General features: G+C 73.7%; 11 protein-coding genes. 3 read left to right on the top strand and 8 right to left on the bottom strand.

What is annotated here, in order from left to right; genetic code table 11:
- The first annotated feature begins 24 nt into the window (after positions 1-24).
- Positions 25-660 carry a maleylpyruvate isomerase family mycothiol-dependent enzyme gene (locus tag BJ971_RS08005; protein WP_184991222.1) on the top strand — a complete coding sequence of 212 codons (636 nt, stop codon included), beginning with the start codon at positions 25-27 and terminating at the stop codon, positions 658-660.
- Positions 661-1,186: 526 nt separating this feature from the next.
- On the opposite strand, the gene BJ971_RS08000 is transcribed toward BJ971_RS08005, so the two are convergent.
- From BJ971_RS08000 to BJ971_RS07980, 5 genes are all read right to left on the bottom strand, one after another.
- Entirely contained in the window at positions 1,187-1,783 is a 597-nt protein-coding gene (locus BJ971_RS08000) for a DinB family protein (RefSeq protein ID WP_184991220.1), read from the bottom strand.
- A 53-nt stretch (positions 1,784-1,836) separates the two neighbouring features.
- Positions 1,837-4,359, bottom strand: a complete 2,523-nt coding sequence (locus tag BJ971_RS07995; RefSeq protein WP_184991218.1) for a DNA gyrase/topoisomerase IV subunit A — start codon at positions 4,357-4,359, stop codon at positions 1,837-1,839.
- Positions 4,360-4,373: 14 nt separating this feature from the next.
- Positions 4,374-6,431, bottom strand: a complete 2,058-nt coding sequence (locus tag BJ971_RS07990) for a DNA gyrase/topoisomerase IV subunit B (protein WP_184991216.1) — start codon at positions 6,429-6,431, stop codon at positions 4,374-4,376.
- Positions 6,432-6,553: 122 nt separating this feature from the next.
- Positions 6,554-11,818, bottom strand: coding sequence for a diguanylate cyclase (locus BJ971_RS07985; RefSeq protein WP_184991214.1), 5,265 nt, complete (start codon positions 11,816-11,818; stop codon positions 6,554-6,556).
- A 40-nt stretch (positions 11,819-11,858) separates the two neighbouring features.
- A complete protein-coding gene (locus BJ971_RS07980; protein WP_184991212.1) occupies positions 11,859-12,494 on the bottom strand; it encodes an adenylate/guanylate cyclase domain-containing protein in 636 nt (211 codons plus the stop codon).
- A 168-nt stretch (positions 12,495-12,662) separates the two neighbouring features.
- Between BJ971_RS07980 and BJ971_RS07975 the strand changes: the two genes are divergently transcribed.
- The gene (locus BJ971_RS07975; protein ID WP_184991210.1) at positions 12,663-15,512 is read left to right on the top strand and encodes a helix-turn-helix transcriptional regulator; all 2,850 of its coding nucleotides are present in this window, start codon (positions 12,663-12,665) and stop codon (positions 15,510-15,512) included.
- Between the two features lie 163 nt (positions 15,513-15,675).
- Complete coding sequence (locus BJ971_RS07970) at positions 15,676-16,449, top strand: DUF5995 family protein (RefSeq protein ID WP_184991208.1); 774 nt, start codon at positions 15,676-15,678, stop codon at positions 16,447-16,449.
- 81 nt (positions 16,450-16,530) lie between these two features.
- Here the strand turns inward: BJ971_RS07970 and BJ971_RS07965 are convergent, their stop codons facing one another.
- Genes BJ971_RS07965 through BJ971_RS07955 form a run of 3 tightly spaced genes read right to left on the bottom strand, consistent with a single transcriptional unit; the run spans position 16,531 to position 19,146 of the window.
- The gene (locus BJ971_RS07965; RefSeq protein ID WP_184991206.1) at positions 16,531-17,073 is read right to left on the bottom strand and encodes a hypothetical protein; all 543 of its coding nucleotides are present in this window, start codon (positions 17,071-17,073) and stop codon (positions 16,531-16,533) included.
- 41 nt (positions 17,074-17,114) lie between these two features.
- Positions 17,115-18,464: a HAMP domain-containing sensor histidine kinase gene (locus BJ971_RS07960; protein WP_184991204.1), complete on the bottom strand. Its 1,350-nt coding sequence runs from the start codon at positions 18,462-18,464 to the stop codon at positions 17,115-17,117.
- A complete protein-coding gene (locus tag BJ971_RS07955) occupies positions 18,457-19,146 on the bottom strand; it encodes a response regulator transcription factor (protein ID WP_184991202.1) in 690 nt (229 codons plus the stop codon). Before BJ971_RS07955 ends, BJ971_RS07960 begins: the two co-directional genes overlap by 8 nt.
- Positions 19,147-19,169 lie beyond the last annotated feature (23 nt).

Raw genomic sequence — 19,169 nt, 5'->3', positions numbered from 1 at the left:
CGGCGCGCGCGGCGTATACCTCCCATGAACCAGAACAGAGAACTTCGCGAAGCGGTGGCCGCGGAACGCCGCGAGCAGGCCGAACTGCTCGCCGGCCTGCGACCGGAACAGTGGGACGCGCCGACCCTGTGCGAGGGCTGGCGGGTCCGCGAGGTCGTCGCCCACACCACCATGCCGTTCCGGACGTCATTGGGCCGGACCGTGCTGGAGCTGGCGCGGGCCCGGGGAGACGTCAACCGCATGGCGGACCGCTGCGCACGCCGCGACGCCGCCCGGCTCTCGGACCGTGAGTTGCTGGCCGCGCTGCGCGACAACATCGACCACCCATGGACGCCACCGGGCGGCGGCGTCCGCGGCGCGCTCTCGCACGACGTCATCCACGGCCTCGACATCACGGTCGGCCTCGGCCTGGATCGGCGGGTACCGCCGGAGCGGATCGCCCTGGTGCTGGCCGGACTCAGCCGGAGGAACATCGCGTTCTTCGGCGTGGACCTCGACGGCATCGCCCTGCACGCGACCGACCTCGACTGGACCTACGGCACCGGCACCCCGGTCCGAGGCGCCGCGCAGGACCTGTTGCTGGTCCTCTGCGGACGCAACCTGCCGCCTGGCCGCCTCAGCCCCGCACTACCGGCACGCGGCCCGGCCCCGGCACGATGACGACACCCACCACGCACTCCCCGCCGACCCGAACCACCGCCACCCACCGCGGCCGACGGTCGCGGTAGCCGACCGGATCCAGCGGATCGCCCGGCGCGGCGGCGCAACCTCGGCAACCTGGACCGGCGTCCCGGCGGCGCCGAGGAATGCTCCGCCGCGCCAGTCGGACGCCACGGCGGCCAGTAGAACTCACAGGCCGGTCGTGCTTCCGGACCAGCTCTCAACACCTGGATCGGTGAAGGCCTGGCATCCCCCGGTCGCGGGTTGCCGATCGTCCAGGCCCACGACCGGACCGCCGGCCAAGCTGCTCCCAGCCTGAGCCCGCATGTCGCCAGACTCAACCGGCCAGACAAACCCAACCGCGCGGCAGCCGACCACCCGAACCGCAGCCAAACCGCCCGCCAAGCCGTTCCGCACCTGAACCCGCAAGTCGCCAGACTCAACCGACCAACCGCGAGGCGGCCGACCGCCTAGGCCCGCGACAAAGGCGCCCGCGCTGCCGTTTCCCGGCTGAGGCGGTGTGTCGTCAGGCTTTGTCGGCCGTGCGAGCCGGCGGGCCGGTCACGTCCGCCAGGTGGTGCTCCACGTCGTGAAGCAGGTAGCGGCCCAGCGACTCGAAGGTGAAGACCGATCCGTTCGAGCGCACGCCGCGGCGGCCCCAGGTCTGCTCGGGCGCCGCCGCGAACACCGCCGCGACATGCCGGCATCGCGCCGCCAGTTCGTCCGCGACCGTCGACGGGTCCTGCTCCCAGTAGCGGTCGGCCAGCGCGGCGGCGTCGCCGTCCCAGTCGGCGAAGCGGGCGTCGTCGTCGGCGAGGATCAGTTCGGCGCGCTCGCCGAAGACGGCGAACACGTCGCGGACGTGGCAGGCGTACTCCAGCGGGGACCAGATCGCCGGTTCGGGGCGCTCGGCGACGTCGGCGCGGGTGAGGACCTGCCGCCACTGGGGCGCGAGGCCCGCGATGGTCGTGGCCAGGTCCGCCGCGGCGAGGTCCCGGCTGTCGAAGCCGCAGAACCCGCACGGCTTGTCGAGCACCCAGGTCCAGTCCTTGGTCTCCGGAGCGGGAAGCGCGGGGTCGGTTGCCGCGCCGGGACGACGGGCGAGGGTTCGGTCATGACGCAAGACCTTACTTAATGATCTTGAGAGGGGCAGGTGCTCTGCCCCTCCCGTCGCGGTCAGCCTCGTTCGATCAGGTGGCCGATGATCTGCGGGCCCATCAGGACGGCCTCGCCGGAACCGTCGCGGCGGCCGTCCGGGTCCGGAAGCTCCACCGGGTCGCCGTTCCTGCTCGCGCCGACCGGGCGGGTGCCCACCCAGGCCAGTTCGAGGCGGGACTCGCCCTTGAGGAAGCGCTGGACCCGGACGCCGCCGGTGGCCCGGCCCTTCGCCGGGTAGGACGCGAACGGGGTCACCTTGACCTGGGTGCCGGTGGAGGTCACCACCATCGGGTCGCCGTGCTGCGGGTCCGTCGTGTCCACCACGTTGAACGAGACCACCTCGGCTTCCGCCGCCAGGTTCATGCCCGCCATGCCGCCGCCCTTGAGGCCCTGCGGGCGGACCAGTTTCGCGGGGAAGCGCAGCATCGAGGCGTCCGAGGAGACGAAGGCCAGCGATTCCGCGCCGTCGGTCAGCCAGCCCGCGCCGAGCACCTCGTCGCCGTCCTTGAGGGTGATGACCTCGAACTCGTCCGAGCGGACCGGCCACTCCGGCGAGCAGACCTTGACCACGCCCAGCCGGGTGCCCATCGCCAGGCCCGGCGAGCCGTCGGTGCCGAGTGGGGCCAGGCCGACCACCCGCTCACCCGGCGCCAGCGGGATCAGCTCCGAGGCCGACATGCCGCCGCGCACCGACACCGTGCCCGACTGCTCCGGCAGCACCGGCAGCGGCAGCACGTCCGTCTTGAACGCCCGGCCGGCGCTGGTCACCAGCAGCACCCGGCCGCGGGCGGTCGAGTGCACCACGGCGCGGACCGCGTCGTGCTTCACCCGGCCACTGCGGCGGCGCGCCTCGATCGTCTCCTCGCTCTCCGCCGCGGTGCGGGCGATCAGCCCGGTCGCGGAGAGGATGACCTGGCACGGGTCGTCCGCGACCTCCAGCGGCCCGGCCGGAACCGAGGCCGCGAGGACCTCCTTGAGGTCGCCGTCGATGAGCGTCGTGCGGCGCGGTCCGCCGAACTCCGCCGCCACCGCCGCGAGCTCGTCGGAGACGACCTGCTTGAGCACGTCGTCGTTGTCGAGGATGCGGCTGAGCTCGGCGATCTCGGCGCGCAGGCGCTCCTGCTCCGTCTCCAGCTCGATGCGGTCGAAGCGGGTGAGCCGGCGCAGCGGGGTGTCCAGGATGTACGTCGCCTGGATGTCGGTGAGGCCGAACTCGCTCATCAGGCCGACCTTGGCGGCCGCGGCGTCGTCGCTGCCGCGGATGATCGCCACCACCCGGTCGATGTCGATGAGCGCGATGAGCAGGCCGTCGACCAGGTGCAGCCGGTCCTGCCGCTTGGTACGCCGATGCGTGGTGCGCCGGGTCACCACCTCGTAGCGGTGCGCCAGGAACACCTCGAGCAGCGCCTTGAGGCCCAGCGTCCGCGGCTGCCCGTCGACAAGCACCAGGTTGTTGATGCCGAACGACGACTCCAGCGGGGTCAGCCGGTAGAGGTCGGCGAGCAGGGCCTGCGGGTTGACGCCGACCTTGCACTCGATGACCAGGCGGATGCCGTGCTCGCGGTCGGTGAGGTCCTTGACGTCGGCGATGCCCTGCAGCCGGGCCGGCTGGCGCTGGCCCTTGCGCGGGCCGGAGGTGATGAGCTTGCCCTTCACCTCGTCGGTGATCGCCTCGATGATCTTCTCGGTGCCCACGCCGTAGGGCAGCTCGACCACGGTGATCGCCTGGCGGCCGCGGCCGCCCTCCAGCGGGCCGGTCTGCGCGCGGGCCCGCATCCGCACCACGCCGCGGCCGGTCTCGTATGCCCGGCGCACCTCGTCGAGGCCGAGCAGCTGGCCGGCGGTGGGCAGGTCGGGGCCGGGCACGAAGCGCATGAGCGCGTCGAGGTCGGCCTCGGGATCCGTGATCAGGTGCCGGGCCGCCGCGACGATCTCGCCGAGGTTGTGCGGGATCATGTTGGTCGCCATGCCGACGGCGATGCCGGACGTGCCGTTGACCAGCAGGTTGGGGAAGGCCGCGGGCAGCACCCGCGGCTCCTGCTCGGAGCCGTCGTAGTTGGGCTTGAAGTCGACGGTGCCCTCGCCGAGCTCGCCGACCAGCAGCATCGCCTCGCGCGACATCCGGGCCTCGGTGTATCGCGAGGCGGCCGGCCCGTCGTCGGGCGAGCCGAAGTTGCCGTGCCCGTCGATCAGCGGCGCGTTCAGCGAGAAGCCCTGCGCCAGGCGAACCATCGCGTCGTAGATCGCAAGGTCACCGTGCGGGTGGTACTTGCCCATAACATCGCCGACGACGCGGGCCGACTTCACGTAGGGGCGGTCGGGGCGGTGGCCCTGCTCCTGCATCGACCAGAGGATGCGACGGTGCACGGGCTTGAGCCCGTCGCGCGCGTCCGGCAGGGCGCGGGAGTGGATGACCGAGTACGCGTACTCCAGGTAGGAGTCCTCGACCTCGGTGGTGAGCGAGTTGTCGATGACCCTGGCGCCGGCCTGGTCGAAGGCCGACAGGTCCACCCGGGACTGTTCGTTCTTGCGGCGTGCCATGTCTTAACAGCCCCTCAGGCGTCGATCGTCTCGTGGTCGATGCGGCCGGCGGCCTCGATCAACCAGTTCCTGCGCGGTTCGACCCGCTCGCCCATCAGCAGTTCGAGCGTGGCCTCGGCCTGCTCGGCGTCGTCGATGGTGATGCGCCGCACGGTGCGGGTCGCCGGGTTCATCGTCGTGTCCCACAACTCGTCGGCGTCCATCTCGCCGAGGCCCTTGAACCGGGGCACCGGCTTGACCACGGACTTGCCGGCCTGTTCGAGCCGGCCGACGGTCCGCTCCATCTCCTGCTGCGTGTAGGTGTAGACGGTCTCGGCGTTGCGGCCCTTGGTGGCGACCTTGTGCAGCGGGGGCATGGCGGCGAACAGCCGGCCACCCTCGATCACCGGGCGCATGTACTTGGCGAAGAGCGTGATCAGCAGCGTGCGGATGTGCGAGCCGTCGACGTCCGCGTCCGCCATGATCATGACTCGGCCGTATCGCATCGTGCTCATGTCGAAGGTGCGGCCGGAGCCCGCGCCGAGCACCTGCACGATGGCCGAGCACTCGACGTTGTCGAGGACCTGCTGGAGGCTCGCCTTCTGCACGTTGAGGATCTTGCCTCGGATCGGCAGCAGGGCCTGGTATTCCGAGCTGCGGGCCATCCGGGCGGTGCCGAGCGCGCTGTCGCCCTCGACGATGTAGAGCTCGCTGCGGCCGATGCCGGTGGAGCGGCAGTCGACAAGCTTGGGCGGCATCGAGGCGCCCTCGAGCGCGGTCTTGCGGCGGGCCGCGTCCTTCTGCTGCTTCTGGGTCAGGCGCACCCGGGCCGCGTCGACGACCTTCTGCAGGACCGTGCGGGCCTCGGTCTTGGTGCGCCGATCGTCGATCCAGCCCTTGATGTGCTGCTCGACCAGGGTCTGCAGCACCCGGGTCACCCCGGCGGTGGAGAGCTCGTCCTTGGTCTGCGAGGTGAACTGCGGCTCGGGCACCCGCACGTGGATGACCGCGGTCATGCCCTCGAGCAGGTCGTCGAGGACCGGCGGGTCCTCCTTGGGCTTGAGCAGGCCGCGGGCGTTGCGGATCGCGTCGGTCAGGGCGCGGACCAGGGCCCGCTCGAAGCCCTTGCGGTGGGTGCCGCCGTGCACGTTGCGGATGGTGTTGGTGAAGCACTCGACCGTGCGGTCGTAGCCGGTGCCCCAGCGGAACGCGATCTCGACCTGCGCGTGGCGGACGACGTTGGACTGCATGACGCCGTTGGCGTCGGCGGCGTTCTCCTTGTAGGTGCCCTCGCCGGTGATCATCAGAATCCCGGAGACCGGCTTTTCACCCGACGGGGTGAGGAACTCCACCATGTCGGTGAGGCCGTGCGGGTAGTGGAACTTCTCCTCGACCGGCTCCTCGCCGGTCTCGTCGCGCAGCACGTAGGCCACGCCGGGCACCAGGAAGGCCGTGTTGCGCAGCTTGGCCTTGACGATGTCGACGTCCAGGCGCGCGCCGGCCTCGAAGTAGCGGGCGTCGTACCAGTAGCGGATCGAGGTGCCGGCGCGCTCGCCGCGCTTCATCCGGCGGACCACGCGCAGGCCGGACTCGGGCACGAAGGCCGCCTCGGGCCCGGGGCCTGCGAAGACGCCGGGCACGCCGCGGCGGAAGGAGAGCTCGTGCACCTTGCCGTCGCGCTTGACGGTCACGTCGAAGCGCAGCGACAGCGCGTTGACCGCCGAGGCGCCGACGCCGTGCAGGCCGCCCGAGGTCTTGTAGCCGGAGCCGCCGAACTTGCCGCCCGCGTGCAGCCGGGTCAGGACCAGCTCGACGCCGTTGAGGCCGGACTTGGCGTTGATGTCGGTGGGGATGCCGCGCCCGTCGTCGTCGACCTGGACCGAGCCGTCGGCGTGCAGGATGACCGCGACGTGCTCGGCGTGGCCGCCGACGCCCTCGTCGGTGGCGTTGTCGATGATCTCGTTGGCGAGGTGATTGACGCCACGGCTGTCGGTGGATCCGATGTACATGCCCGGGCGCTTGCGGACAGCGTCGAGTCCTTCGAGGTGCGTGAGGTCGTCAGCCCCGTAGAGGATCTCTGGTTGCGCAGTCACGAAGCACTACTCCCGGCGATGGCGGCTGTCAACGACGCGGCGAGCCTACCGGGCACCTACGACGAGTCTGGGTGAGGCCGACAGTGAGCGTCATGACATAACAGCGACGAAAGGGATGAATCCTACTGGTCGTGAGCCACGACACGGTTACGGCCGGCCTGCTTGGCCTCGTACAGCCCGGCGTCGGCCCGGCCCAGCAGCGTGTCGGGGGTCGCGTCCTCGGTGCGCAGGCGGGCCAGCCCGATGCTGATCGTGACCGGGATCGGACCGGACCTGGTGTCGATCGGCGAGCCGCCGACCACCGCGCGCAGCTCCTCCGCCAGGTCGGGGCCGGAGGTGTCGATGCCGGGCAGCAGGACCGCGAACTCCTCGCCGCCGTACCGGGCGACCAGGCCCTCCGTCGGCAGCCCGACGAGCAGCCGGCCGACGACACCCTTGATCACGTCGTCGCCGGTCTGGTGCCCGTACGCGTCGTTGATCCGCTTGAAGTGGTCGATGTCGACCATCAGGGCGGTCACCGGACCGTCCTTGGCCCGGGCGACGGTCAGCGATCGCTCGGCGAGTTCGAAGAACCGCCGCCGGTTCGCCACGCCCGTGAGGCTGTCCGTGGTGGCCAGCTCGTTGACCCGGCTGAACAGGCGCGCGTTGTCGTAGGCGACCATGCCCTGGCCGACCAGCGCGGCCGCCACGCCGAGGTCCGCGGCCGCGTAGGCACCCGGACGGTCGGAGGCGAGCACCAGCACGCCGACCGCGCCGTTGCGGTCGTCGAGGGTGACCGCGAGCCAGCTCTGCCCGGTCGAGTCGTCCAGGGAGCCGGCCCACGGCGGCGTGCCCGAAAGCATATCGGCCTGCCGGTGCTCCAGCAGCGCCCGCAGCTCCGGGTGGTCGGCGAGGGTCAGGGTCAGCGGTACCGGCCCGCCGTGCACGGTGACCTCGGCCGAGGCCGAGGTGCCGAGGATCAGCCAGCCGCGGTTGGCGCCGGGCGTCTGCCGCGCGGTGAGCAGCAGCCGGCGCAGCACCAGCTCCGGGTCGAGCGTTCCGGTGAGCCGGGCCATCGCCCGGCGCAACGTCTCGGCGATGTCGCGCTGGCGGTTGGCGGCGGCCACCGCGACCTCGAGCTGTGCGGCGCGGGCCGTCTCCAGGCCGACGGCGATGTGGTGGGTGATCGCGGTGAGCACGTCGGCGTCGTCGACGTTGAAGACGCCCTTGGCGACCCGGCTGTCCAGGTAGACGACGCCGAGCAGGCGGTCGTCCAGCTCGAGCGGCGCGACCAGGATGCTGCGCAGGCCGAACTGGACCACGCTCTGCGCGCCCAGCGCCGCACCCTCCTCGGTGCCGGTGACCACGAGCGGCTCGCGGCTGTGCCGGACCCGGTCGACGACGGTGGCGCTGTAGCCGGTGAGCTCGTCCAGGTCCCGGCCGGCGGCGTCCCGCCCGACGTACGGCGCGAGCACCTGCGTCTCGGCGTCCATCAGGAACAGGATGGCGCGCTCGGCGCCGAGCAGCCGGGTGGTCTCGTCCAGCGCGACCCGGGTCAGCCGCTCCGGGTCGCTGAGCCGCGACGCCGCGAGGCTGAGCTGCTCGAGCGCGGCCCAGCGCTGCCCGGCCCGGCCCCGCGCGGCCTGTACGGGCACGCGGTTGCGGCGCCCGGTGTCGAGCCCGAACTCGGTGGCGACCTTCCGCGCGCGGTGCGGCCAGCCCTGCGCCTCGGCGATGCCCGCGGCCATCCGCGCCTGCCGCTCGGCCTCGCCGGTGCTGCCGGTCGCGGTGAGCGCGCGGGCGCGTACCAGGGCGGCCTCGAAGGCCGGCAGCGGCGCGTCCACCCGGCGCAGCAGCGGCTCCGCCGTGGCGAGCAGGTCGAGCGCGGCGTCGCCGCGCTCGGGGTCGAGCGCGAGCAGGGCGGCCCGGGCGATCTGGTGGTGTGCGGCGACGATCGGGCGGCGGGTGATCTTGCCGAGGCTGGCGACCGCGGCGCGGGCCGTCTCCAGGGCGGCCTCACGGTCCTCCGGCGCGGCCCGGCGGGCCTGCTCCAGCCGGCCGTACGCGAGGCAGACGTAGTAGCCCTGCTGCGCCGGGAGCAGGTCGATGGGGCGCACCCCGAACGTGTCGAACTCGGCGACGGCGTCGTCGAAGGCGGCACCGAGATCGTCGCGCTCGATGGCGGCGAGCAGCCGGGCGGTGACGGTGTGGATGACCTCGTGGATGCCCTTGGGCCGGTTGTCGGCGCGGGCCAGCGCCGCGAGCGCCTCGCCGGCCCGTCCGCGCAGCGCCAGCAGGCCCGCGTCGACGGCCACGACGGCGCTGCGGTCGGCGTGCCCGCCGGCGTCCAGGCAGCGCTGCCGGCCGGGACGCGCGGCCTCCGCGACGCCCACCTCGCCGCGCAGCACCCAGTCCCAGCCCAGCACGGTGTAGCAGTCCAGGATCAGCCCGACGTCGAGGAAGCGCTCGCGCTCGGCCAGGACCTGCCCGATCCGCTCGCCGGAGTCGGCGCCGCTGCCGTGGAAGGAGATTCCGGTCATCCAGTCGATCCGGGCGACAAGCGTGGGGTCGCCGAGCTCGTGCGCCAGACCGAGTGCGTTCGCGGTGATCCGGTCGGAGGTCTTGCGCAGGCCGAGCATGCGCAGCGCGAGGGTCAGCGCGACCAGGTCGCGGGCCCGCTCGGGAGAGCGGCCGAGCCGGCTGATCGGGTGCATCATCCGCATGCCGTAGAGCAGGGACCGCAGCGGCCGCATGGTCCGCACGCTGCCGGAGGCGCCGTAGTGGTAGAGCGTCGACTGGAGCCGCAGGCGCTCGCGGTACGCGCCCTTCGCCGTGCCGTAGCCCAGCCGGGTGACCCGGATCAGGCAGCCGATGATCAGCAGCCAGAAGCTGGTCAGGGCGGACAGCACCGGGTTGGCGGGCAGCGGCCGGCCGAGCTCGGCCAGGCCCTCCTCGACGGCGCTCAGCTGTTCGGCGCCGCCCCAGTTGCTCTCGTGCACCCGGGCGAGCATCAGGTGTACGTGCGCCCGCTCGGTGGGGTCGGTCGACTTCTCCAGCGCGGCGGTGAACGTGGCGATCGCCTCGTCGAAGCGGCCGTTCTGGTGGTACGCGGTCCCGAGCAGCTGGAGGAACGCGCTGCCCAGGGCGATGCCGGCCGCCTCGGCGGCCTCGGCGGCGTAGTCGAGGTAGATCAGGGCCGTGTCCGGCGCGTGCTCGGCGAGCGCGCGGGCGCCGGCCGCGTGACCGGCGCGCACCATCCGGTCCGGGTCGTGGCTCGGGTCGCCCAGCGCGCAGTGCCGGGCGAGTGCGTAGACGTCGGCGTCCGGCGTGCCGTCCAGCACGTCGGCGATCCGCTGGTGCAGGGCGCGCATCTCGTCGTCCGGAATGCCGTCCAGCAGCGCGATGCGGATGCTGTCGTGCAGGAAGCGGTGCACTCCGTCGCGGTGCTCGACGAGCCCGCGGCGGACCGCGTCGGAGAGCACGTCGAGCACGCGCCGGCGGTCGGCGCCCGCGACATCGGCCACCAGGCCGGGCGCGAACGAGGTGCCGACGACGCCGGCCACCCGCAGCAGGCGGCGGCTCTCCTGGTCGAGTTCGCCCATCCGGCGCAGCACGAGCTGCGCCGAGTCGGCGGGCAGCGCCAGGTCGCGGATGCCGGCCGCGTCGATCTGCCACACGCCCCAATCCGGTAGGAGCAGCCCCGCGTCCATCACGGCCTTGGCGTACGCCAGGGTGACGAACGGGTTCCCGCCGGTGAGCATGGCGATCATCTCGGCGCTGTCGGCGTCGATCCGGTTGCCGCCGGAGAGCGACTCGATGAGGGTGCCGACGTCCTCGGCGGGCAGGGCCTGCAGCGTCACGTCGGTGTCGCGGGCCGGGCCGAGGCGGGCCAGGGTGGCCGCGACCTCGGGCGCGGCCTCGTCGTCGCGGGCGGTGGCGAGCACCAGCAGCGGCACGCCGGACAGGTCCGTCGCGAGCTGTTCGAGCACCCGGACCGTGCCGTCGTCGTACCAGCGGACGTCGTCGAGGAAGAGCAGCACCGGGCCGGCGCCCCGGGCCACGCCGGTGAGCAGGTCGGCGACGGCGGCCGAGTGCCGCTCCAGGCCGATTTCGCCGGCGACCTCCGGCACGCCGAGCAGTTCGGCAAGCACCGGGGACAGGCTGGTGACCAGGGCGGCGCCCTGCCCGGCCGCGGAGCGCAGCAGGGTGGCGGCGGCGGCCCGGCCGCCGGGCTCGCCCAGCAGGCCGCGCACGTACTCGTCGACCGCCGCCCGGATCGGCGCCATCGGCCGGCGTTCGCTCGGCGTGGCGCTGCCGCGCAGCAGGATGCCGCCGGCGGCGGTGACGGCCGCGCCGAGCTCGGCGGCGAGGCGGGTCTTGCCGGACCCGGCCGGGCCGTGCAGCACCGCGATGCCGCCGCGGCCCGCCACCGCGTCGGCCCAGCGCGCGCGCAGGGTACCGAGCTCGGCGTCGCGGCCGGTCAGCGGCGCCTCGCCGATGACTGTCGGCCCGTCGTTCAGTGCCAGCGGGAAGATCGCGTCCGGTTCGAGGGCGAGCCGGCGCAGGTCGGCGAGCAGCCCGCGGGCGCCCTGGTAACGGTCGTCCGGGTCCTTGGCGAGCAGCCGGACGATCACCGCGGCGAACGACGCGCTCAGGCCCGGCGCCAGGGCGCGGGGGTCCGGCACGGACGCGGTCGCGTGCAGGTGCAGCAGCTCGCCGACGTCGGAGGCGGCGAACGGCGGCGCGCCGGTGACGCACTCGAACAGCACCGCGCCCAGCGCGTACAGGTCGGAGCGGGCGTCCACCGGCCGGTTCAGCATGCCGGCCTGCTCCGGTGCGGAGTAGGTGAGCGTGCCGGCGATCGGGTCCGTGGGCCCGGTGAGGCCGCCGGGGGCGTCGGAGGCGCGGGTGACCAGGCCGAAGTCGACGAGCCGGGCCGCGCCCTGCGGCGTGACGATGATGTTCTCCGGCTTGACGTCGCGGTGCACGAGGTCGTACTCGTGCGCCGCGCGCAGGGCGGCGGCGATGTCGGCGGCGATCTGCACGGCGGCGCGCTCGCGGATCGGGCCCCGGACCAGCCGGGCGGCGAGCGTGTCGCCCTCGATCAGCTCCATCACCGCGTAGGGGCGCCCGCCGGCCATGCCGACCTTGTGCACGCGGGGCAGCCCAGGGCTCACGATGGCGGCGAGCAGGGCGCTCTGCCGGCGGAACTCCTGTGCCTGCTCGGGGTGCTGTGCGGCGTCGCTGCGCAGCAGCCGCAGGGCGTACTCGCGGCCGCGGTAGCGGACCCGGTGCACGACGGCCTGCGCGCCACGGCCGATCTCGCCCAGCACCTCGAGCCCGGCGGCATCGCCGGGCTCGAACTGGATCTGCTCCGGCTCTGCCGGCAGCGATGGCGAGACACCCACGGCTGCTCTATCGGCGCGCGCCGAGCGCGCTGAAGGATTGTCAGCCGCACGCCTGTAGCGCGCGCCCGGCGGCCGGGATCTGCGGATGCAGCGCCCGCCAGAGCTCCACCGGCGCCGCCTTGCCGGCCACGGACACCGGCGGCATCTCCTGGTAGGCCACCGCGGCGTCGGTGACGTCGCGGGTCGTGGCGCAGACCACAACCGTGTCGTGCGGCGCGTACGCCTGCAACCGGGACGCCGTGCTCACCACACTGCCGCTGATCATGCCGTAGCCGCCGTCGCGGGTCTCGTCCAGGTCGACGATGGCGTCGCCGGTGGCCAGCCCGACCCGGGTCCGCACCGGGAACCGGCCGGCCATGAGGCGCCCCCGCAGCGCCTCCTGGACCCGCAGGCCCGCACGCACCGCGCTCGCCGCCGCGCAGGCGACCCCGTCCGGTGTGCCGGCGTCCGGGCCGAGCGCGCCGAACACCGCCATCACCGCGTCCCCGATGAACTTCTCCACGACTCCGCCGGCGGAGCGCACCGCGGCGGAGACCGTCGCGAAGTAATCGACCTGAAGATCCCGTACGTCCGCGCAGTCCAGCTCGTCGACGATGCTGGTGAAACCGACGATGTCGACGAAAAGCACCGTCACAGCCTGTCGCCGGCAGCGTATGCCGGTCGCCGTTCTGTTCATGCCCACGCTCCTTCGCCGCCTTGGCGAGGAGAACGGTGCCATTCCGGTGCGAGCGGCGGATCTGCAAAATGACGTATCTGTGACAGCCACCTGACGGTCGAATTTGTGACGCAGAACCGTCCGAACCGACGAGAACCTGCTACCGGAATGGGCACTAGGCTGCCACGCATGGCCAGTGAGGGGGACGACGCGCCACTTGTCGGACGTACCGGCACGTTGGCCGCGGTCCGCACGGATCTGCTGGACGCGGGGCCCGGCGGCACCTCGGCGGTGTTCGTCACCGGCGAGAGCGGCGTCGGCAAGAGCCGCCTGCTCCGGGAGACCGCGGACGCGCTGCGCGAGGCCGGCATCGCCGTGCTCTCCGGCACCTGCCTGGACATCGGCGACGCCTCACCCCTGCACCCGGTCCTCCAGGCGCTGCGGCGCGCCGGCGTGCACACCGAGCCCGGGCCGGCCGACGCGGGCGCCCAGGACGGTGCGGGCGCCCTGCTCGAACGGGTCTCCCAGCAGCTGCGCTCGCTCGCGCAGGGCCGCCGGCTCCTGCTGGTCCTCGACGACCTGCAATGGGCCGACCGCAGCACCCGTCAGCTGCTGCTCTACCTACTGGCCGGCCTCGGCGAGCTCAACCTGTCGGTGCTGGCCGCGGTCCGGGCCGAGTCGTTGCACGGGTCGCATCCGCTACGCCGGGTGCTGGCCGAGCTGCGCCGGCTGCGCTCCGTACGCGTGCTGGACCTGGCCCCGCTCGACCGCGACGCGACCGGTGAGCTGGTGGCCGCGATCGCCGGGACGGACGTCGCGGCCGAGGACACCGAGCGGGTCTTCAAGCGCAGCGGCGGCAACCCGTTCGTCGTCGAGGAGCTGGCCCGCGACCTGCGCGACGGCCGGGTCGAGCTCTCCGACACGCTGCGCGAGATCTTCCTCTCCCGCGTCGACGAGCTGCCCCCGCACGCGCACGAGGTGGTGCACGCGGTCGCGGCCGGCGTCGAGCCGGTCGAGCACGCCCTGCTCGCCCGGGTGCTGCCGCTGCCCGAGTCCGAGCTGATCGAGGCGGTCCGGGCCGCGGTCGCGCACCGCTTCGTGACCAGCGCCAACGACGGCTACCGGCTGCGCCACCGGGTCGTCGCCGAGGTCCTCGAGCACGAGGTGCTGCCGGCCGAGAGCGCGGCCCGGCACCGCCGCTACGCGGAGGCGCTGGAGGCCGCGCCGGGCGGGCCGGACCACGCCCGGCTGGCACACCACTGGCGGCAGGCGGGCGAGCCCGAACGCGCGCTGCCGTCGGTCATCGCCGCCGCACACGACGCCGAGCGGATGTACGGCTACGCCGAGTCGCACCGCCAGTGGACCCTCTCCCTCGAGCTGACCGGCGACGACGCGCCGCAGCGCACCGAGCTGCTGGCGCACGCCGCCGAGGCCGCGCACCGCTGCGGCGAGCACCAGCGTGCCCTGACCCGCATCGAGGAGCTGGCCACACGCTCGGACGGCCCCGGCGAGTGCGAGATCCACCTGCGCCGGGCCCGCTACCTGGCGGCGGCCGGTCGGTCGGCCACCGCCGAGATCGAGTACGAACGGGCGCTCGCAACGCAGGCGTGCACGCAGAAGGAGAAGGCAAGCGCGGCGGCGAACCTGGCCGAGCTGCTGCTGCACCTGGGCCGCTACGCCGACGCCGGTGTCCGCGCCCGTGAGGCCCTCGAGCTGGCCGAACGCGCCGACGGCTCGACCGCGGACCTGGTACGCGCCAGCGCGGCGCTCGGCTTCAGCCTGGCCTTCCGCGAGGACCCCGACGCCGGGCTCGCGGTGATCCGGCAGGCGGTGGAGATCGCCGAGCGCTCGGGGCACCCGGACGACGTCGGCTGCGCCTACCTGCACCTGGCCGAGCTGCTCACCGGGCCGCTGAACAGCGTCGAGGAGGGCGTGCTCGTCGCGCGCCGGGGCGCCGCGAAGCTGGCCGAGATCGGCCTGGGCCGCACCTACCAGGCCCGGCTGCTGGCGATCGCCGCGAACGGGCTTTTCCGGGTCGGCGACTGGGCCGAGGCCGAGCGGGTGCTCGAGACAGCGATGAGCCACCGACCGTCCGGCGCGGACGCGGTCGAGCTGCTGCTCTCCCGGTGCCGCCTCTGGGTCGGTTTCGGCGACGTCGAGCAGGCGGACCGCGACCTGGACGCCGTCGCCACCATCCTGGCCGGCGGGGGCGCCCGGCACGTGATGCCGATGCTGACGCTGCGCGCCGGGCTCGCCATGTGGCAGGGCCGGCACGCCGACGCGCGGGCGGCCGTGCAGCGCGGCCTGACCGAGACCCGCTCCGACGACCTGGTGCTGCTCGGCGTGCTGGCCTGGCACGGGCTGCGCGCCGAGGCCGAGGCGCAGGCCGGCGGCGAGGTGCCGGTCGACCCGGGCGCGGTCCGGCGGTTGCAGGTCGTTGTGGAACGGCTGGGCCGGGGCGCGGGCAGCGCGGCGCCGGCGGTCCGCGCCGTCGTCGACGGCTACCTGGACCTGTGCGCGGCCGAGCAGAGCCGGATAGACGAGCGCAACGACCCCGACCTGTGGGCCCGGGCGGCGACGTCCTGGGACCGGCGCAAGCAGCCCTACCCGGCGGCATATTCGCGGCTGCGGCAGGCCGAGGCGTCGTTCGCGCGCCGCCCGAGCCGGTCCGCGCGGGCGCGGGCGGCGGCAACGGCGGCGCTCCGCGAGGCGTACGCGACCGCGCGCGCGATGGGCGCCCGGCCGTTCGCGGCCGAGATAACCACGGTGGCGACCCGGGCCCGGGTGGCCCTGACCGGCGACGAGGACACCGTGCCGCACCCGCCGCCGGGCCCGGACCCCGACGACGAGCTGGGCATGCTCACCGACCGCGAGCGCGAGGTGCTGGCGGCGGTCGCCGAGGGGCTGACCAACCGGGAGATCGGCCAGGCGCTGTTCATCAGCGAGCGCACGGTCGGCGTCCACGTCGGGCACATCTTCGACAAGCTCCAGGTCCGCACCCGGGTGCAGGCCAGCCGGGTCTACCTACGGGCGGCGTGACCGTTTCGTTATCCGCGTACCCGGAATACGTCGTTCTACCGATCCCCCCGTACGTCGTCGATGGAAGGCTGGCTCTCGTTCGGGGGAGCACCGCCCGGCGCCCGGCAACGCCGGGCGGTGCTGGAGGGCCTCCGCCGGGAAGTTTCGTGTGTGGAGGACCGCTATGACCGTCGACTCCGTCTGGGGCCCCGTCCAACGGGAAATGGCCGCCGTGCTGGCCGGGCACCCCGACGACGTGCCGGCCGTGGTCGACCAGCTCACGAAGCTTCAGGACGTGCTGCTGCGGGTGCCGCCGCTGCTGGCCAGCAACCCGCTCGCCGACTTCAACAAGCTGTACCTGACCATCACGACGAACGTGCTCGAGCGCCTGTACGCCGGCCGGTTCGCCGATCCGGCGTTCCTGGCCCGGCTGGACGTCGAGTTCGCCGCCCGCTACTTCGACGCCCTGCGCCAGTGGTCGGACGCGAGCAGCGGCTGCCCGCGCGCCTGGGCCGTGCTGTTCCACCGCATTCCGGGGCCGGACGCCCGGCCGCTGCCGTCGGCGGCCGCCGGCGTGAACGCCCACATCAACTACGACCTGCCGTTCGCGCTGGTGACGACGTTCGACCACCTGGGCTCGGATCCGGTCGACGACAGCGAGCAGCACCACGACTACCTGCAGATCAACGACATCTTCGCCGAGTCCATCCCGGGCCTGCGCCGCGGCATGCTGGAGAAGTGGCAGCTGATCATCGACATGATGAACGGCGACCTGGACGACTGGTGGCAGGGCGAGCTGATCGAGTACACCCGCAACGTGGCCTGGCGTAACGCGCAGCGGCTCTGGGCGGTCCGCCACGACCTCCAGGCGCTGGGCCGGGAACGGAACCGGCTGGACAGCACCGCCGAGTCGTTCGGCAAGCTGCTGTTGTCACCGATGGGCGCGATCCTCCAGTAGCCCGACGGACTTTCTTCGAGGGGGCGGTGGAAGGGCCCGTGCTCGTCCAAGAGCGCGGGCCCTTCTCATCGGGGGTGTCTCCTACTTGACCGCGATGAGGCGGGCGACGTTCTTGTCGCCGTCCTTGCGGCCGGCCACGCCGACCTCCGCGCCGGTCTTGATCGCCGCGGTCTCGACGGCCTTGCGGTCCTGCACGACCCGCAGCTTGTCGCCGAACGTCCAGGTCAGGGCGAAGCCGTCGGACGACTTGACGCTCACGGTGTCGCCGTCGACGGCGGTGACGGTGCCCCGCTGCACGACGACCGTCCGCACGCCGTCCTTGCCCTGGACCGTCAGCTCGCCGTGCAGGGTGTTCTTCCGCAGGAACCGGCGGGCGCCCGGGTGCCGGCGCCCCTTGTCCTCGCCCGGTCCGGCCGAGGCCGGCGCCGCCGGCTCGGCCTCCAGCCCGGTCTCCAGGCCGGTCTCCAGGCCGACCGCCTGTAGCGCGTACGCCTCCCCGGCGACGTCGGCGATGGTCGCCGAGGAGGCCCCCGTGCTGCCGGCGCCGCCCCCGCAGGCCGTGAGCGCGAGCAGGCCGGTGAGGCCCAGCGTGGTCAGGGTCAGCGCGATTCGGGTTCGTGTCATGCCGATCAGGTTGCGCCCCGGTTGCACGGGCCGGGTCAGCGTCATGTTCGGGCTGTGTAAGGGAGCGTCACGGTGAACATCGCGCCGCCCTCGGGTGCGTGGCCGGCCGCGATCGCGCCGCCCAGCCGGCCGACCAGCCGGGCCGCGAGTGCCAGACCGAGGCCGCTGCCGGTCTTGCGGATACCCCGGTAGCGCCGGTGCAGGGCGCCGCGCTGGAAGGCCACGGACAGGTCCTCGTCGGTGAAGCCGGGGCCGCCGTCACGGATCTCGACAACCCCGCCGTGCTCGCCGGCCCGCACCGCCAGCACGAGCGGGGCGCCGGCCGGCACCACCCGCAGCGCGTTCTCGCAGAGCCCGTCGATGACCTGGCGGATCCGGCCAGGATCGGTGTCGACCACGATGGACTCCGGCGGCAGCTCGGTGAGCAGGCGCGGCCCGTCCGGCACGCAGCGCGTCGCCCACGCCTCGGCGGCGGAGCCGACCAGGTCGACCAGGTCCACCGGCACGACGTCGACCGGCAGGTCCGCGGCCTCGAGCCGGGCGAGCACCAGCAGGTCCGAGATGAGCCGGTCGAGCCGGTCCGCCTCGGCGAGCATGGTCTCCCCCGCGCGCGGCGCGCCGTCCGCGCCGATCACTCCGTCGGCGAGCGCCTCGGCGTACCCCCGGATCGTGGAGAGCGGCGTGCGCAGCTCGTGCGAGACCGAGAGCAGGAAGTCGCGCTCGCGGCCCTCGCTGATCTGGAGCGCCGCGCCGAGGTGGTTGAGCGCCGAGGCCAGCTCGGCGACCTCCTCGGGCGGCCGGACCGCGAGGCGCACGGACCGGTCGCCGGCCGACAGCAGGCTCGCGGCCACCGCCGCGTGGCGCAGCGGCCGGGCGATGAAGCGCGCCAGCAGCGCGCCGGCGAGCACGCCGCCGACCAGCCCGGCGAGCAGCGCGAGCCAGACGCCGCGGAGCACCCGGCCCGCGGTGCCGGACGCCGTGTCGCGGGTGAGCACCACGCCGCTGTCGACGCCGCGCAGCGGGCGCCCGACGATCATGACCGGCTGGCCGCCGACGATGGCCCGGGTGTCGACCTCCGCGCCGCTGGCCACCTGGGTGATCACCTGGTCCGGCAGCCCCGCGCGGTCGACGGCACCGCGCCTGATCAGGTAGACGTCGACGCCGTCCTCGCGCAGCCGCGAGACGATCCGCTCGCGGGCGACCTGGCGCTCGGTGGTGAGCAACTCGACGGCGAGGGCGGACTTCTCCACCAGGTCCCGGCGGGCCGCGCTGTTCGCCGAACGCACGGCGATGGGGAGCGCCACCAGCGCGGTGACGATGACGGCGACGACCGCGGTGGCGGCGGTGACCAGGACGATCCGCCCGGACAGCGTGCCGAGGAATTTACGCATCGGCGGTGTAGCCGACGCCGCGGACCGTGCGGATCAGGTTCGCGGCCGGCCCGAGCTTCGCGCGGACCTGGGCCACGTGCACATCGACCGTACGGGTGCCGGCATGCGACGCGTACCCCCAGACGCTGGCCAGCAGCTCCTCCCGGGTGAAAACCCGCCCCGGCCGGCCGAGCAGGTGTCCGAGCAGGTCGAACTCGGTGGGGGTGAGCGAGAGCGCGGCGCCGTCCACGGTGACCAGCCGCCGGCCGGGGTCGAGCAGCAGCGGCCCGAGGGTGCGCACCCGGCCACCGTCGGGCGGCCCGGCGGCCCGGCGCAGCAGCGCCCGCACCCGGGCAACCAGCTCGCGCGGGCTGAACGGCTTGGTCAGGTAGTCGTCGCCGCCGAGTTCGAGGCCGAGGATCCGGTCGACCTCGTCGTCGCGGGCGGTGAGGAAGACGACCGGGGTCCAGTCGCCCTCCTCGCGCAGCCGCCGGCAGATCTCGGTGCCCTCGAGACCCGGTAGCGCGATGTCCAGCACGCAGGCGACCGGGCGCATCCGCCGGGCGGCCGCCAGCCCGGCCACGCCGTCGTGCTCGACGTGCACCCCGAAGCCGTCCCGGGTCAGGTAGAGCCGGACCAGGTCCGCGATCGGCCGCTCGTCCTCGACGAGCAGGATCAGGCCCTTGGCGGAAGCTTCGCTCACCGCCCCATTCTGCCCGGGTGGCG

This window comes from Amorphoplanes digitatis (assembly GCF_014205335.1).
GTDB classification, from domain to species: domain Bacteria; phylum Actinomycetota; class Actinomycetes; order Mycobacteriales; family Micromonosporaceae; genus Actinoplanes; species Actinoplanes digitatus.
Note: the sequence above shows the minus strand (reverse complement) of the source record. Positions and strands in the feature narration are given on the sequence as shown.